The following is a 16,669-nucleotide window of genomic DNA, read 5'->3' as shown; positions in this document are numbered from 1 at the left end:
GGTCACTGCCGCCACTTCGGCGGCTGGGCCGGCGAGGCTCGGGTGTTGCACATCAGGCTGGCACTGCGCGGTACACGAGCCGCAGGCTCAACGCCAGTCGGCAGCGCGTCGCAGAGGTGCGCCAGCATGGGGTTCAGTTTTTTATAGGTACGAGCATACCCGTTGAATCTTCCATAACAGGTATTATTCTACCTGTTGAATCGTACAGAAATGGATGTTTCAATAGTTCGAGCGTTTTCTCGGTACATCCTTGTTCGATAACAATGCGAGAATCCTCTACGCATTTTAGTGGGACCATTTGAAAATCTCCACTAGCAGCGCAGTTACGGAAAACAGCGAAGCGTGCATCTTTTCGGCTTATGCCCGAGCCCTTGTCCCCTTTACAGCCAAACATCCAAATAGGCATTGGCTGGCCAACACCGCCGCCATCAGGCATAAAATCAGTGTAAGACACTACCTCCCGACCACGAACGAACAACAGTCTTCGAACTTCGGAACCGATAGGTGGCCCATTCCATTCGAATCCTATGGTCATGTTTATATCCTTAATATCCATATCTGCTAAAGAACCCCCTTTAAAGAAATAAACAGTATCCCATTCAAAGTCAGTCAGACTATTCAAATCCAGCACCCGATAACCTTCGGTCATCGTACGCACGGGCTTCATTCTCTGAGACATCTTTTCAAAAAAATCGTCATTGCTGCCGGTGCAACTGACGAGCAAGATTGAGGTAATAATGCAGGCGGTGTTTGCTAGGAAACAAAAGCTCGTTTTCATTAATAGCACCGCAATTGTGGTTTCAGTTTTATACTTTTCCTTCTCCCACCGCTCCCGCCACGCTCATCCGCACCTCGCCAAAGCCCACCGGCACCACGAGGCTGGGCAACACCAAGCCCGTTTCCAAAGTTACTTCCGCCACTCCAGCTACTTGGCCATCGGCCGTGGCCTCCAAAGCGCCGGGCACGCCGTGCAGCACCACGCGGTAGGTGGCGTAGCTGGGCGCGTAGTCGCCCTCGATGGCCTGGGTGAGCACCAATTCCTGCGGCGAGCCCGTGACGGTGAAGCGGCGCACGGTGCGCTGGCCTTCAGTGTAGCCGTAGCCCTCGCCGCCGTCGTCGTAGTGCACGCTTTCGGCGGTGCCGTTTTTGTAGTACACATGCAGGGTGAGCTCCTCAATCACCTTCTCGCCCACGTATTGCAGCACGGGCTGCATGGGCAGTACGGCGCCGGCCTTCACGAAGAGCGGGATGCGGGTGAGGTCGGCGGTGGCCCAGACTTCGGCGCCGCCGGCCGTGGGGGCGTCGGTCCAGTAGTAGAACCAGTCGCCGCGGGGCAGGTACATCCAGCGGCCCTCGGCGCCGGGCTGGGTGATGGGGCACACCAGCAGGTTGTCGCCGAGGCCGAATTCGGCCATGCGCAGGTAGGTTTCGGTGTCGTTCTGGTCGAGGAAGGTGAGCGGGCGCAGCATGGGCGTGCCCGCCGTGGCGTACTGCCAGAACGTGGTGTACATGTAGGGCAGCAGGCGGTAGCGCAGCTCGATGAAGTGGCGGGCCAGGTCGGTCACCTCCTCGCCGAAGCTCCAGGGCTCCTGGTCGCCGTGGTCGCCGGAGCTGTGGGTGCGGAAGAACGGATGGAAGGCCCCCAGCGCAATCCAACGGGCGTAGAGTTCGGGCGTAGGCGAGTCGACGAAGCCGCCGATGTCGGAGCCAATGAAGCTGAAGCCCGAGATGCTCAGGCGCTGGCACTGGATGTTGGCCAGCCAGAGGTGGTCCCAGCTGGCAATGTTGTCGCCGGTCCAGCCGGAAGAGTAGCGCTGGCCGCCCGAGTAGGTGCTGCGCGTGATGGTGAAGGGCCGGTTGGGGTAGCAGAACTGCTTCACGCCGTCGTTGGTGGCGCGGGCCATCTGCATGCCGTAGATGTTGTGGGCCTTCTGGTGCGAGGCGTGGTGGCCGTCGTACTCGAAGCGGACGTCGGGCGGGAAAGTGCCTTTCTCGAATACGGCCGGCTCGTTCATGTCGTTCCACACGCCCTTCACACCAATGTCTTGGATGAGCTCCTTAAACAAACCCGCCCACCACTCGCGCACCCGCGGCGCCGTGAAATCGGGGAAGTTGCAGAGGCCGGGCCACACCGAGCCCTTCATCAGGGGACCGTCGGCGCGGCGGCAGAAGAAGTCGTTGGCAATGCCTTCCTGGTACACCGAATACTCCGGGTCAATCTTGATGCCGGGGTCGATGATGACCACCATTTTGAAGCCGTCCTCGGCCAGCTCCTGCACCAAGCGTTTGGGCTCGGGGAAGTGCTGCTTGCTCCAGGTGAAGCAGCGGTAGCCCTCCATGTAGTCGATGTCGAGGTAGATGGCGTCGCAGGGAATTTTGCGGTCGCGCAGGCCGCTCGTGATTTCCTTCACGTTGCTCTCCGGGAAATAGCTCCACTTGCACTGGTGGTAGCCCAGCGTCCAGAGCGGCGGCAGCTCGGGCGGGCAGGTGAGCAGGGTGTACTCTTGCGTCACCTCCAGCAGCGTGGGGCCGTAGATGAAGTAGTAGTTCAGCTCGCCGCCCTGGGCCCAGAAGCTGGTCACGTCGGCGCGCTCGGCGGCGAAGTCGAAGCTGGCTTTGAAGGTGTTATCGAAGAAAATGCCGTGGGCAATTTTCTGGTGCAGCACGTGGTAGAACGGGATGTTCTTGTAGAGCGGGTCAGAGCCCTTCACGTAGCCGTAGGTATCGGAGCCCCAGTTGGTGAAGCGCTTGCCGCGCAGGTTCATGTTGTCGGGCTTGTCGCCGAGGCCGTAGTAGTGCACGCCGGGCGGCACCTGCTTGCTCATCTTCACGATGTCGTTGCCGGTGTCGTAGTCGTACTCCCAGTGGAAGCCTTTTTCGTCGTCGCTCAGCACGGTGCCCGAGCGGTCCAGCACGCGGGTTTTCAGCGTTTCCTTCTGAATGATGCAGATGAGGCGGGCCGTGGTGAGGCGGTAGTGGTCGGGCTTTTCGCGGAATTCCACCAGGGCCGGGGCCATGCGCGTGGTGGCATCGGCGGGCACGGCGTAGGAGAAATCGGGGTTGAGGGGGCCGTCGGTGAGGTAGCGGAAGCGCAGGATTTTGTCGCTCAGCACGTGCAGCAGCAGGCGCACGCCGTTCTGGCAGTTGAAAAGGAAGCGGTGGTCGTCGAGTTGGTCGAAGCGAATGACTTCGCCGGGGTAATGTTCCTGGTGGCTTTTGGCCGCCAGGTCGTTCACCATGTAGTTATTTTCCTGAATCGAGGTATCCATAAATGTTAGTTCGGGGCAAAAGCAAGCGCCGCGGCCGAGCCGGGCGCGAAAACACCGGCCGAGCCGGTTGAGCGAGGGTTAAGTACGCAAGTTACTTTTTCCGGGCTGGCTGCGGCCGAAATTTTCGGCCGGCGCAGATTTTTCGCCGATATGTGGGTTGGCTTGCGTAGCATTGACGACTGATAGCGCACCGCGCCCACTTCCCGGCCTGCGCCGGCCCGTTTTGCCCCTTTTTGCTGCCCATGACCCCGTCCGATTTCTCCGTTCTGCTGCTGGCCTGGGACGATGCCGACCCGCTGGTGGCCGTGCTCGGCGGGGCGGCCCTGCCCCCACCCTGCCGCTGGTCTACCACCTCGCCGCCCAGCAGCCCGTGCTGGCCCTCTACCCCCACTTGCCAGCCGAAGCAGCGCCCGACGCATCTACCACGTCAGGCAACGCCCCCACCGCCCCTTCTACTGCTGAAAACGCCTTCGCAGCCCATGAAACGGCTGCATTCCAAGACGCCGAAGACACTTCTGAAGCTGATACTGACAGCACCGCCGAAAGTGCCGCAGCTCCGGCAACGCCCGGCATCCGGCGCGTGGATACGGCGGCCACGGAAACTGCAGGCGCCATCGCCTCGCTCCTGATTGGCCTGGCAGAGCTGCCGCCCGCCACCACTCCGGCTGAAACCCAGGCCGCGCTGCCGGCCCCCAGCACCGTTGCTACACCTGCGGCAGCATCGGCGCGCAGCCAGTGGCCCACTGGTGCCCATGCGCCGCAGCGCGTCCGCTGGGTTGCGCCGGCGGCCCCCTACCTCGGCGCCAGCGCCGAATCTGCGGCGCCAGCGTCCTCGGCGGTAGTGGTGCCGGTGGCGCCGCTCGTGCCCGCTTCCAGCGTGCGCGAAGCGGCCGACCTGGCCCAGGCAGCCCTGAGCTGGCCCGCCGGCTTCAGCCCGCTGGCCGGGCCCGCCGCCCCGGAAGCCGAAGCAGCGTCATCGACCGAAGAGAACCCGGCCGATAATGCCGAAATGGACAATGAAGCCCCGGCGGCTTCGCTCTTCTCCGAAGCTTTCGACGAGCCCACCGAAGAAATTGGCGCGGCCGAAGCGCAGGCGCTGAATGCCCCGGAAGACAACCTCACTCCTGATGCGCCGGCACTGAGCGGCGCAGCTATGGAGACGGAAACGGGTGCTGTGCCCGCGCCGGAGCAGCCGGCCGAGCCGGCGCCGCGCGTGCCCGCGCTCGACGGCCTGAATTTTCGCATGATTCAGTACGCCCGGCAAGCGGCGCAGCTGGTGCACGGCCGCACCGATTTCGAGGTGATATACGCCCCCAACTGGCCGGCCTGGCTGGCGGCGCTGGAAATCCGCAACCGCTCGCGGCTGCCGCTGGTGCTGTACGCGGCCGGCCTGACCAGCGACCTGGCCTCGGCCGAGGGTGGCTGGCTGCTGGAAGTGGAGCGCATGGCCCTGCGCCGGGCGCGCCTGGTGCTGGTGCCCAGCGAGGCGGTGCGCCGCCAGCTCCTGCAGCAATACGGACCCGATGTAGCCGACGTGCGCGTGGTGGCGGCTCATGATGAGGAGGCCGTGCGGGCCGTGCTGCGCGAGGTGGCAGCCGGCTAGGGCCGGCGGCCGGCTTGGCTCGAATTGGTTTCCTTTGTGGCCTGACCTCATTATAGCCACTTCAACAAAGACCCTGCATGCAGCCCGAACACGAATTTGAAGCCGTATTGGAAGCCGGCGAAGACCACGCCGGCGTGTTTGTGGTGCTGCCCTTTTCGGTGCAGGAAGTGTACGGCACGCGCGGCCGCATTCCCGTGCAGGCTACCTTCGACGGCTACCCCTACCAGGGCAGCGCCGTGCCCCTCGGCGACGGCCACCACGCCCTGCTCCTGCTCAAGCAAATCCGCAAAGCCATCGACAAAACCGTGGGCGACACGGTGCGCGTGACGCTGGCGCGCGACACGGCCGAGCGCAAGATGGAAGCCCCAGCCGACCTGGCCGCCGAACTGGCCGCCAACCACAAAGCCGCCGCCTACTTCAACAAGCTGGCCTACACCCACCAGCGCGAGTACGTGCGCTGGCTGGAAGGCGCCAAAAAGCCCGAAACCCGCACCAAGCGCCTTGGCGAGGCCGTGGCCATGCTCACGCAGGGCCGCAAGCGCGGGTAGCAGTCTCAGCTTTTGCATAAAACGTCATGCCGAGCGCAGCCGAGGCATCTCGCGTGGGGAAGTAATCCAATCGGCAGGATTTACTATTGCACGCGAGATGTCTCGGCTGCGCTCGACATGACGTTCTGATTATTGGTTCTTCTCGCACTGCTTGGTTTCCCACCAGCCAACCCCCATGAAAAAAAGCCACCTGCTGCTCCTGTTGCTGCTCCCGCTGCTGGCCAACGCCCAGAACGCCAGCATCGACCGCGTGAACCCCACCAACTGGTGGGTGGGCATGAAAAACCCCAACGTGCAGCTGCTGGTGCACGGGCCCGGCGCGGGCACCCTCGCCTACACCGTGAGCTACCCCGGGGTGAAGCTGGTGAAAACCAACACCGTCGAGAATCCCAATTACGCCTTTCTCGACCTCAGCATCTCGCCCGCGGCCAAGCCTGGCACGGTGCGGCTGGTGGGCAAAAAAGGCAGCCAGACCGTGACGCAGACCTGGGTGCTGAAAGCCCGCGACAACGCTCCTAAAGCCCAGGGCGTAACGGCCGCCGACTTCATCTACCTGGCCATGCCCGACCGGTTTGCCAACGGCGACCCGGCCAACGACAAGTTCGCCGACCTGCGCGACCCCAACCACGACCGCGCCAACCCCTTCTTCCGCCACGGCGGCGACCTGCAGGGCGCGGCCCAGCGCATCCCCTACCTCAAAGACCTGGGCGTGACGGCCGTGTGGTTTACGCCAGTGCTCGAAAACAACCAGCCGCTCACCAACGAGGCTGGCACCATGCGCGCCTCCTACCACGGCTACGGCTTCACGGACCAATACAACGTGGACCGGCGCCTGGGCGGCAACGCGGCCTACAAAAGCTACGTGCAGCAGGCCCACGCCGCCGGCCTGAAAGTGGTGCAGGACGCCGTGTACAACCACGTGGGCAACACCCACTGGATACTGCAGGACCTGCCCATGAAAAGCTGGCTGCACCAGTGGCCCAGCTACACCAACACCACCTACCGCTACACGCCCATCACCGACCCGCACGCGGCCCGGATTGACCGCAAAATCACGCTCGACGGCTGGTTTGTGCCCTTCCTGCCGGACCTCAATCAGCAGAACCCCTACGTGGCCAACTACCTGATTGAAAACGCCATCTGGTGCGTCGAGAACTTCGGCATCGATGCCTGGCGGGTCGACACCTATTTGTATAACGACCAGCCGTTTATGAACCGCTGCAACGCGGCGCTGCTGGCCGAGTACCCGCGCATTCACATTTTTGGCGAGTCGGCGGTGACGAATGCCATCGACCAGGCCTACTACACCCGCAGCAAGATTGACTTTCCCTTCAAGTCGAACCAGCCCGGCGCACTCGACTTCGTGCTCGAAGGGGCCCTGCTGGGCGCACTGAAGGACACCGGCACGCCGGCTGTTTCCGGCTGGGACGGTGGTGCCCAGCGCGTGTACCAGGCCCTGGCCCAGGACGTGGTGTACCAGGACCCGACCCGCCTCGTGACCTTCCTCGACAACCACGACCATAACCGCTTCCTGTCCGAAATCGGCGACGACCTTGACAAGTACAAGCTGGGCCTGACCTGGCTGCTCACCACCCGCGGCATCCCGAGCCTGTACTACGGCACCGAAATCCTGATGAAAAATTTCAAGGACCCCACCGATGCCGAGGTGCGCAAGGATTTCCCCGGCGGCTGGCCCGGCGACAAGGAAGACAAGTTCACCGCCGCCGGCCGCTCGGCCCGCGAAAACGAAGCCTTCGACTTCGTGCGCAAGCTGGCCACCTACCGCCGCGACCATAAGGTGCTGCACACCGGCCAGCTGATGCAGTACCTGCCCGAAAACGGCCTTTACGTGTACTTCCGCTACGACGCCACCGGTACCGTGATGGTAGCCTCGAATACCACCGACAAGCCCGCCAGTCTGCCCACGGCCCGCTTCTCGGAGCGCATGGCCGGCTTTAGCAAAGCCCGCAACGTGCTGACGGGCGAGAGCCTGAGCAGCCTCGCCACGCTGCAGCTGCCCGCCAAAACCGCCGTGGTGCTGGAGCTGGGCAAATAGCCCTTCGAAACAGCTGGTAACCGCTGTGCCCATACGCTCCACTCGCCAACTGCCGGCGCCCGTGTATGGACGCGTCCTGACCTTGCGGGCCGCCGCGCAGCACGGCGGCCACTGCTTGCTGGGCGCGCGGCGCCTCAGCGCACGTTGATGAACTCCCCTTCGATGAGTGCCCGGGCAGGCCCGAGCCGGTCGTCCGCCACGCCGGAAAAGGAGCCGCGCCAGCCGCCGTTCCACCGGCCCAGGGTGCCCCGCGGGCCAATGCCCCACGTGAGGCTGGTGGTTGGGTCGAAATAACGAATGGCCACCACGCCGTATTCGCTCTCCGGCCGGCCCGCGCCCTTGAGGAAGACCACCTGCACGTACGGGCCGCCCGAACTCCGGGCCGTGTCCCCCGCCTCGATGTTGAGCACATCAAAATTTCGGGTCGGCGGGGTGGCGGGCTGGTAGCTCAACCGGGCTTCCTGAGTGATGGTGCGCCCGTTGACGATGTAATGAATGGTGCTCTTGTCGTCCCCCGTCGCGGGCGTTGGCAGGTTCTGCACTGAGTCGGCGCCGCAGCCGGCAACCAGCGCCCAACCGCTGAGCAGGAGAAAGAAGTGTTTCATATCCACGATAGTACGCAAAAAACTGCGCTTCTACCACCGCCACAGGCCGGGCACGGCCGCGCTACGGCGCTTTTTCGTCAATCAGGCGCAGGGTGTATGTGTAGCGGTACTGCTTGTCGAGCAGGCGGTAGGCGTCGTGGGGCTGGGCGCCCCAGCTGTTGTCGCCGCCCACGCCGCGCTGTTTCAGGTCCACGCTCAGGAACACCCGGTCGTGGCGCTTCACGTCGGTGGTGTGCTGCTGCTTTTTGCTGAGGCCGGGGTCCAGCTCCTCGGCGCGCACGTCGAGGGCACTGAAACTCAGCGGCTGGGCGCCCTCAATGCGCAGGCCCTGGCCGGCGGCGTTGGTGAGCGTGAGCCAGCGGGTGTCGGTGTGGTAGCCGCCCTCCTGGGGGCGGATGTAGGTGTTGGCGTACTGGCGGGCCACTGAGTCGCGGTACACGCCCAGAAAGCTGGCTGTGTTGCGGTCCTGGTAGTTTTCCCAGGGGCCGCGGCCGTAGTAGGCCAGCGCCTGGTACTGGCCAAGCAGCTCCAGGCGCATGCCGAAGCGGGGCAGCTCGGGTAGGTCGCGCCCGGTCAGGTCGATGCCGGCCGTGACTTGCACCGCGCCGTCGGGCCTGATGAGGTAGGCCACAGAGTAGTACACGGCAATGTCGGTGAGCAGATAGTCGACCTGGATGGGCAGGCCGGCGGCCGACTGCTCGCCCACCGTCACGCGCTGCACCTTGCGGGCCGCGTGCGCCGTGCGCCACACGCCCAGCCGCTGAGGCATGCCGGAACCGAAGTCGTTGTCGGTGGGCGCGCGCCAGAAATACGGCTCCGGGTATTGGGCAATGACCAGAGTTTCGCCGCGGCGGTAGTTACTCAGCCGGCCCAGCGCCGTGTCGAATTCGCCGCTAACGCCACCAGCACTGAAGGTTAGCTTGTTGCCTTCACGCTTGATTTGCAGCTCACCGGCAGTATCCGCCGGGTGCTCGAAATAGGCGGCCTCGGGCGTGAGGCGAAACTGCTCGCGGGCCACCTCGTGGCCGGCCGGCACCAGCGGGGCGGCGCTTTTGGTGAGCGCCACCACGTTGAGCACGTACTCGGTGCCCGGCGCGGCGGCCAGGGCGGGCAGCGGCAGCTTCATTTCCTGCTGCCGGCCAGCCGCCAGCTTCAAGCCGAAGGTGCCGGTTTTGGCCACGGCGCCGTTTTTCAGCAGTTCCCACCGGAAGTCGTAGTTGTCGAGGGGGCGGAAGGCGAAACCGTTGAAGACCGTAATACGGCCCGTGGCCGGCTGGGCGGCGCTGAACCGGATGTCCTGGTACACTTTTTTCACCTCCCACAGGCCGGGGTGGGGCGTGCGGTCGGCGGCCACGAGGCCGTTGGCGCAGAAGTTTTCGTCGTTTTGGCGGTTGTAGCCGCCCAGGTCGCCGCCGTAGGCAAAGTAGGGCAAGCCGTAGTGCTCGGCGCGCAGGCCCTGGTCGACCCAATCCCAGATGAAACCGCCCTGCAGGTGCGGCTTGCTCCGAATCAAGTCCCAGTATTCCTGAAAGTTGCCGTTGCTGTTGCCCATGGCGTGCGAGTACTCGCACATGATGTAGGGGCGCGTTTTGTCGGTGGCGTCGGCGTATTTTTTCATCGAGCCCATGCCGGGGTACATGGGCGCCACGATGTCGGTGTCCACGTCTTCGCCGGCCTGCTCAAACGACACCGGCCGGCTGGGGTCGCGCTGCTTCAGCCAAGTGTAGGCGTCGTGGAAGACCGGGCCGTTGCCGCACTCGTTGCCCATGCTCCAGATGATGACCGAGGGGTGGTTTTTGTCGCGCTCCACCAACCGGTCGATGCGGTCGCGGTGCGCAGGTGCCCACTCGGGGCGGTAGGCCGGGTGCTTGCTTTTGTCGAAGCGGCCCTGCAGCTCGGCGCCATAGCCGTGGGTTTCGATGTTGGCCTCGTCCACCAGGTAAAAGCCCAGCTCATCGCAGAGGCGGTACCACCGCTCGTCGTTGGGGTAGTGGCTGGTGCGCACCGCGTTGATGTTGAACTGCTTCATCAGCTGCAGGTCGCGGCGCATGCCGGCCTCGGTCACGGCGCGGCCGGTGGTGGGCTCCCACTCGTGGCGGTTCACGCCGTGCACTTCCAGCGGCACGCCGTTGAGCAGCAGCTGGGCATTCTTGATTTCGACTTTGCGGAAGCCGATGCGGCAGCCCGTGATGGCCAGCGGCTTGCCCTGGGCGTCGGCCAGGGTGAGGCGGCACTGGTAGAGCGTGGGGATTTCGGCGCTCCAGGGGCGCACGTTCTTCACGGTGCCGGCCAGTTGCACGGTTTGGGTGGCGGCGGTGCCCGCGTTGCCTACCCCGCTGGGCACGGGCTGCTGCTGGCGCAGCACGGTTTTGCCATTGGCGTCCAGCACTTCCACGGTGAGGCGGGCCGGCGCCGGGGCCGCGGCGGCGAAGTTGCGCAGCGTGACGTCGACGCTGAACCGGCCGTTTCGGTAGCTGGGGTCGAGGTCGGCGTGGGCGAAAAAGTCCCAGATGGTGTGCTGCGGCAGGCTGTAGAGGTACACGTCGCGGTCGAGGCCCGACACGCGCCAGAAGTCCTGGTCTTCGAGGTAGCTGCCGTCATGCCAGCGCGTTACCTGCACGGCCAGGGTGTTTTCGCCGGGTTGCAGGTACTTCGTGATGTCGAACTCGGCCGGCGACTTGGCCACTTTGCTCATGCCCACGCGCTGCCCGTTCACATACACCACGGCGTAGCCCGAGATGGAGCCGAAGGTGAGCAGCACCTCGCGGCCCGCCCAGGCGGCCGGCACCGTGAAGCGGCGCCGGTAGCTGCCCACGGGGTTGTCGCGCCCGTCGATGAACGGGGCGTTGCGCGGAAACGGGTACACGAGGTTGGTGTAGATGGGCAGCCCGAAGCCCTGCAGCTCCCAATTGGAGGGCACGGCCAGGGTGGACCAGGCCGCGTCGTCGTAGCCGGGCCGCTCAAAGCCGGCCGGGCGCAGGTCGGGCCGGGCCACGTAGCTGAACTTCCAGGCGCCGTTCAGCGACTGGTACCAGGGCGAGCGGGCGTAGTCGTTGGCGGCCACGTCGGCGGGTCGCTCATACACCATGAAGCTGGCGTGGGCCTTCTCCTTGTGCTGGTCCACCACCTCGGGCCGCTCCCACTCCTGCGGAACGGTTTGGGCAGCGGCCGCACCGGCAGCCAGCAGCCAGCTCAGGGTTAGCAATCGAAAAACAAACATGCGCGGGTGGAAAGAGGGGAAAGGCGGGGCGGTCCCGGCCGCGGGCCAGCTGTGGCGGCCGTGCTGTCCGGGTTCCGTCAGGCTTCGTTTGCGCCCAGCAGGCGCAAGCAGTTTAACGATGAGACGCGAATACGCCGTTTCAACCGCATTCTGTTAACTACCTTCTTACTCCGCAACACATCCTGCCGCTGGAACGCAGCTGGCGAAGGCAAGAAGGCACGCAAAGGCCTAAGCCCTACTCCCGCGCCAGCACCAGCGCCACCCGGCTGGGCAGGTACAGGCTGAGCTGGTGCTCGTACGTCTCGTACTCAAAGGCCTCATCAGCCCGATTGAAACCGCCGAAGCGGCTATTGTCTGTCGAGAGCACCACGCGGTATTTGCCCTCCTGCGTCACCCAGAAGCGGTAGTCGGTGAGGCTGCGCTCCACGTGCAGGTTCACAATGAACACCAGGCCGTCGCGCTCAAAAGCCAGCACCTGGTTTTCCTCGTCGTGCTTGAGCAGCGTGGCCGGGCCGGCAGCCAGCAGGTGGCGGGCTTTGGCCAGGTGAATCAGGGCCTTGTCGAAGGCGCCCATCTGGTAGAACTTCAGCTCGGGGTTGTCGCCCAGGCTCCACTGGCGGCGGGCAAACTGGTAGCTCCAGCCGTTGCCCTCGCGCGGGAAGTCGACCCACTCGGGGTGCCCAAACTCGTTGCCGATGAAGGTAAGGTAGCCCTCGCCGCCGGCCGCCAGCGTGAGCAGCCGAATGATTTTGTGCAGGGCCAGGGCCCGTGCCGCGCCGGGGTCGCCGTCCATGTTGTGCATGTGGGCGTAGATGCCGGCATCGAACAACCAGTGCGACAAGGTTTTGTCGCCCACCAAAGCTTGGTCGTGGCTTTCGGCGTAGGCAATGGTTTTTTCGCCGGCCCGGCGGTTGGTGAGGGTGTACCACAGCTCGCCCAGGGGCCAGTGCTCGTCGGGGGTGTGCTTGAGCAGCTTAATCCAGTAGTCGGGAATGCCCATGGCCAGGCGGTAGTCGAAGCCCACGCCGCCTTCCTTGATGGGCCGGCACAGGCCGGGCAGGCCGCTCATGTCCTCGGCCACCAGCAGGCTGCCTTTCTTGAACTCGTGGGCCAGCGTGGTGGCCAGCTGCAGGTAGAGAATGGCGTCCTCGTCGGCAGCCGGGCCGAAGTAGTTGTCGTAGCCCACAAAGGCCACGCCCTCGCCGTGGTGATGGTAGAGCATGCTCGTCACGCCATCGAAGCGGAAGCCGTCGAAGTGGTACTCTTCCAGCCAGTAGCGCACGTTGCTCAGCAAGAACTGCTGCACCTCGGGCCGGCCGTAGTCGAACAGCTTGCTGTCCCAGCCGGGGTGGTTGCCGCGCTCGCCTTTGTGAAAGTAGAGGTTGCCGGAGCCGTCGAAATCGGCCAGGCCCTCGGCCTCGTTTTTCACGGCGTGCGAATGCACCACGTCGAGCAGCACGGCAATGCCGCGCCGGTGGGCTTCGTTGATGAGAAACTTCAGGTCTTCGGGCGTGCCGAAGCGCGAGCTGGCCGCAAACAAATTGGCCACGTGGTAGCCGAAGGAGCCGTAGTACGGGTGTTCCTGCACGGCCATCAGCTGGATGGTGTTGTAGCCGCCGGCTTCGATGCGGGGCAGCACGTTTTCGGCGAATTCGCAATAGGTGCCCACCCGGCCTTCCTCGGTGGCCATGCCCACGTGGGCCTCGTAAATGAGCGGCTCTTTGGCGGCAGTAGCGGGCCGAAACTTCTGGTCGGTCCAGCGGAACTCAGTTTCGGGGCGCCACACCTGGCCAGCGAAGTCCTTGGTTTCGTCGTCCTGCACGGCGCGGCGCAGGGTGGCTGGCAGGCGGTCCTTGCCCTGGCCGTTGGCCACCACATGCACCTTGAAGCGGCTGCCGTGCGCGAGGCGCTGGTCGTACTCCGCATCGGGCAAAAACACTTCCCACACCCCAAAATCCAGCTTTTGCAGCGGGTTGGCCTGGCGGTCCCAGTGGTTGAAGTCGCCAATCAGGAACAGGGCCTCGGCGCCGGGCGCCCACTCGCGGTACACCCAGCCGCCGCGGCCGGCGTCGTGGTTCAGGCCCAGCTGCTGGTGGGCGGTGGCGTAGTTTAGCAGCGAGCCGTGGTAGTGCTCAATTTCGGCCAGGCGGGCCCGCAGGCGCTCCTGGCGCTGGCGCAGCACGGGCTCGAAGGGCGCCAGCCAGGCATCCTGCTTCACGAGGGACAGCGGCGCGGGGCGGCGGGCACGGGGCGCCGCCTTGGTAGCGGCCGCAGCGACGGGGGAAGCTGCCGGCGCAGTGGGTTTCGACTTAGCCATGGTGTGGAAGTGGTTTTGCCCAAATGTAGCGCCGTCTGTAATTGAATCGGGAAATCGCCGGCCCTCCTCATCCAGCTGCCGCCCTGCAAAGGGCCTTCTCACTGCGCCCGAAAAGCCGCTTTGACTGAAGAAGCTCCTTCGCGGCGCCCAGAACGACGGCCGGCGCGAATTGCGTCTTGTTCATCGTCTATTGTATTGCCCAGCGGCATTATTCCCGTTATTTTGCCCAATGCTGAAACGTGTACTCACTATTTCCCTGGCCCTGCTGATGGCCTGCTCAGCCGAGCGGCCGGTTACGTCTACTTCGCGCGCCTTCGAGGGCTCGCTGGGCACGCCGTTGCCCAAAGCTGCCGCACCCAAGCTGGCCCGCTACGCCATGGTGGTCTCGGCTCACCCCGAAGCTTCTAAGATTGGTACCCAAATCCTGCAGCGCGGCGGCAACGCCTACGACGCGGCCGTGGCCGTACAGTTTGCCCTGGCCGTGGTGCTGCCCGTGGCCGGCAACATCGGCGGCGGCGGCTTCCTGCTCTACCGCGACCGCAACGGCTCGGCCGGCTCGCTCGACTTCCGCGAAACCGCTCCCTCCGCCGCCTCGCGCGACATGTACCTCGACAAAGCCGGCAACGTAGTGCCCGGCCTGAGCACCGCCGGCCCGCTGGCCGTGGGCACGCCCGGCACCGTGGCCGGCATGGTGACGCTGCATAAGCAGCTGGGCAAGCTGTCGTGGCCCACGCTGCTGCAGCCGGCCGTGGCGCTGGCCACCCGGGGCTTCGTGCTCACCACCAAGGAAGCCGCCGGCCTCAACCGCACCAAGGCTGAATTCCAGAAGTACAACCCCGGCAACGTGCCGGCCTACGTGCGGCCCGGTGGCGGCGACTGGCAGCCCGGCGACACCTTGCGCCTACCCGAGCTGGCCCGCACCCTCACCCGCATCCGCGACCAGGGCCGCGCCGGCTTCTACCGCGGCGAAACCGCCCGCCTGCTGCTGGCCGAGATGAAACGCGGCGGCGGACTGGTGAGCCAAACCGACCTCGACGGCTACCGCGCCAAGTGGCGCGAGCCCCTGCGCGGCCGCTACCGCGACTACGACGTGATTACGATGCCGCCGCCCAGCTCTGGCGGCGTGGCCCTGCTGCAAATGCTGCAAATGCTGGAGCCCGTGGACCTGGCCCAGGCCGGCTACCACACACCCCTGGCCGTGCACTACATCACCGAGGCCGAACGCCGCGCCTACGCCGACCGCGCCACCTACCTCGGCGACCCGGACTTTGGCCTAGTGCCCACCCAAAAGCTGCTCGACGTGGACTACAACCACCAGCGGGCCGGTTCCATGCGCTCGCGCGGCCGGGCTTCGGCCAGCGCGGAGGTGACGGCCGGCACCAGCCTGCCCGGCTACGAAAGCGACCAAACCACGCACTACAGCATTGTGGACGCGCTAGGCAACGCCGTGAGCTGCACCACCACCCTCAACGGCGCTTACGGCAGCAAAGTGGTGGTGCCCGGCGCTGGCTTTCTGCTGAACAACGAGATGGACGACTTCTCGGCCAAAGCCGGCGTGCCCAACTCCTATGGCTTGGTGGGTGGCACGGCCAACGCCATTGCCCCCGGCAAGCGCATGCTCAGCAGCATGACACCCACCATCCTTACCCACAACGGCCGCGTGGCCCTCGTCACGGGCTCGCCTGGCGGCAGCACCATCATCACCAGCGTGTTGCAATCCATTTTGGGCATTGTCGACTACGGTTTGAACGCCCAGCAGGTAGTGACCGGGCCGCGCCTGCACCACCAGTGGCTGCCCGACCTGCTCGACGTGGAAGCCGGTGCCCTGCTGCCCGCCGCCCAGGACACCCTGCGCGCCCGCGGCTATCATCCCAATCCCCGCCTGCCCTGGGGCCGCCTCGACATCATCCACGTGCTGCCCGACGGCACCCTGGAGGGCGGCGCCGACCCGCGCGGCGACGACACCGCCGTGGGGTACTAGGCAATTGAGCACTAAAAAAGCCCACTGGAATCATCCAGTGGGCTTTTTTAGTGCTTATTAAGTTTGGTGAACGAGGTAGGGACGCATGTATACGTCCCTACCTCGTGCTAGCGCGCAACGGCCGTGCTGGCCAGGTGGCGCAGGTTGCCGGCGGCGGCGATGAGCTTCTGGCTGAGTTCGCGGGCTTTGTCGCCTTCGCCGCTGAAGTTGTGGGTGGTGAGGGCCGCCTGGGCGGTGAGCTCGCCGAGGTTCTGGAAAGCCTGGGACATGCCGGCGGGGTTGTTGCCGTCGATGTGGCGACGCAGGGTCTCCAGCTCCGCCACGATGGGGCGCAGCACGGGCTGGTCGATGGAGCGCAGCTGCTGAATCCAGTGGTCGATGTGGCTGTAGCCGGCGCTGGGGTCCATCTGGAAGCCGTTGCCGGTGGCGGTGAACAGGGATTTGATGCCGGATTCTACTTCGGAAATAAAGCTCATGGGAAGAAGAGGGAAATGGAAAATGAACCCAGCCGGCACGGCACGCCGCCAAACCCTGGCTTGGGACCACGAAGGTACGGCGCCAAGCTGCCAAAAAGCCAACCCATCGGCAGATATGCCCGCGGGCTAGCCGCGCAGCTGACCGGCGGCGGTACTGAGCACTTCGCCCAGCTCACGCAGCTTGTCCTGGGCATCGGGCGTGGCCGATGCCGCCGCTTTGGTGGTGAGCTTACCCAACGTGCCGAGGCTTTGGGCCAGCGTGGTGGCATCGGCCGTGCCGCTGCGCAGCACCTGATGGAGGTTTTGCAGCTCGGCGGCGATGTCGGCCAGCGGCGCGTTGCCCTGCAGGGCTTTAATCCAGCCGGCGATGTTTTCGCCGGCGATGCCGGCGGCGTTGGGCAGGCCGCCGCGCAGGGCGCCGAGCGTGGTGTCGAGTTGGCTGTTGCCGAGGCTGCTTTGCGACTGGGGAGTGTTCATGCGCGTGGAGTGGAAGGCAGGTGAAAGATGCCTAAGCAACCCGCGACGCCTGACCTTGTTGGCAGCGGCTGCCACAACATTTTGGCCTCCGCTGCGCCCGGCCGCCCCCGCAGTGCC

General features: G+C 65.0%; 11 protein-coding genes. 4 read left to right on the top strand and 7 right to left on the bottom strand.

Annotated elements, in window-relative coordinates:
- Nucleotides 1–133 precede the first annotated feature (133 nt).
- Both MUN81_RS07705 and MUN81_RS07700 read right to left on the bottom strand, forming a co-directional pair.
- Nucleotides 134–778, bottom strand: coding sequence for a hypothetical protein (locus MUN81_RS07705; protein WP_245116537.1), 645 nt, complete (start codon nucleotides 776–778; stop codon nucleotides 134–136).
- Nucleotides 779–806: 28 nt separating this feature from the next.
- A complete protein-coding gene (locus MUN81_RS07700; protein ID WP_245116535.1) occupies nucleotides 807–3,269 on the bottom strand; it encodes a glycoside hydrolase family 31 protein in 2,463 nt (820 codons plus the stop codon).
- Between the two features lie 391 nt (nucleotides 3,270–3,660).
- On the opposite strand from MUN81_RS07700, the gene MUN81_RS07695 reads away from it, so the two are divergent.
- From MUN81_RS07695 to MUN81_RS07685, 3 genes are all read left to right on the top strand, one after another.
- A complete protein-coding gene (locus tag MUN81_RS07695; RefSeq protein WP_245116533.1) occupies nucleotides 3,661–4,872 on the top strand; it encodes a glycosyltransferase family 4 protein in 1,212 nt (403 codons plus the stop codon).
- Between the two features lie 77 nt (nucleotides 4,873–4,949).
- Nucleotides 4,950–5,420 carry a YdeI/OmpD-associated family protein gene (locus MUN81_RS07690; protein WP_245116531.1) on the top strand — a complete coding sequence of 157 codons (471 nt, stop codon included), beginning with the start codon at nucleotides 4,950–4,952 and terminating at the stop codon, nucleotides 5,418–5,420.
- Between the two features lie 175 nt (nucleotides 5,421–5,595).
- On the top strand, nucleotides 5,596–7,476 hold the full coding sequence (locus MUN81_RS07685; RefSeq protein WP_245116529.1) for a glycoside hydrolase family 13 protein: 1,881 nt from the start codon (nucleotides 5,596–5,598) through the stop codon (nucleotides 7,474–7,476).
- Nucleotides 7,477–7,610: 134 nt separating this feature from the next.
- Here the strand turns inward: MUN81_RS07685 and MUN81_RS07680 are convergent, their stop codons facing one another.
- From MUN81_RS07680 to MUN81_RS07670, 3 genes are all read right to left on the bottom strand, one after another.
- On the bottom strand, nucleotides 7,611–8,081 hold the full coding sequence (locus MUN81_RS07680) for a hypothetical protein (protein ID WP_245116521.1): 471 nt from the start codon (nucleotides 8,079–8,081) through the stop codon (nucleotides 7,611–7,613).
- 61 nt (nucleotides 8,082–8,142) lie between these two features.
- Complete coding sequence (locus MUN81_RS07675; protein ID WP_245116519.1) at nucleotides 8,143–11,301, bottom strand: glycoside hydrolase family 2 TIM barrel-domain containing protein; 3,159 nt, start codon at nucleotides 11,299–11,301, stop codon at nucleotides 8,143–8,145.
- Between the two features lie 235 nt (nucleotides 11,302–11,536).
- Nucleotides 11,537–13,618, bottom strand: a complete 2,082-nt coding sequence (locus tag MUN81_RS07670) for an alpha amylase C-terminal domain-containing protein (RefSeq protein WP_245116517.1) — start codon at nucleotides 13,616–13,618, stop codon at nucleotides 11,537–11,539.
- Nucleotides 13,619–13,847: 229 nt separating this feature from the next.
- Here MUN81_RS07670 and ggt point away from each other — a divergent pair, with 229 nt between their 5' ends.
- Nucleotides 13,848–15,599, top strand: a complete 1,752-nt coding sequence (gene ggt / locus MUN81_RS07665) for a gamma-glutamyltransferase (RefSeq protein ID WP_245116515.1) — start codon at nucleotides 13,848–13,850, stop codon at nucleotides 15,597–15,599.
- A 107-nt stretch (nucleotides 15,600–15,706) separates the two neighbouring features.
- Here ggt and MUN81_RS07660 read toward each other — a convergent pair whose 3' ends face one another.
- Both MUN81_RS07660 and MUN81_RS07655 read right to left on the bottom strand, forming a co-directional pair.
- Nucleotides 15,707–16,075 carry a hypothetical protein gene (locus MUN81_RS07660; RefSeq protein WP_190927322.1) on the bottom strand — a complete coding sequence of 123 codons (369 nt, stop codon included), beginning with the start codon at nucleotides 16,073–16,075 and terminating at the stop codon, nucleotides 15,707–15,709.
- Between the two features lie 126 nt (nucleotides 16,076–16,201).
- On the bottom strand, nucleotides 16,202–16,552 hold the full coding sequence (locus MUN81_RS07655) for a hypothetical protein (protein ID WP_245116513.1): 351 nt from the start codon (nucleotides 16,550–16,552) through the stop codon (nucleotides 16,202–16,204).
- Nucleotides 16,553–16,669 lie beyond the last annotated feature (117 nt).

This window comes from Hymenobacter sp. 5317J-9, from assembly GCF_022921075.1.
Lineage (GTDB): Bacteria > Bacteroidota > Bacteroidia > Cytophagales > Hymenobacteraceae > Hymenobacter.
Note: the sequence above shows the minus strand (reverse complement) of the source record. Positions and strands in the feature narration are given on the sequence as shown.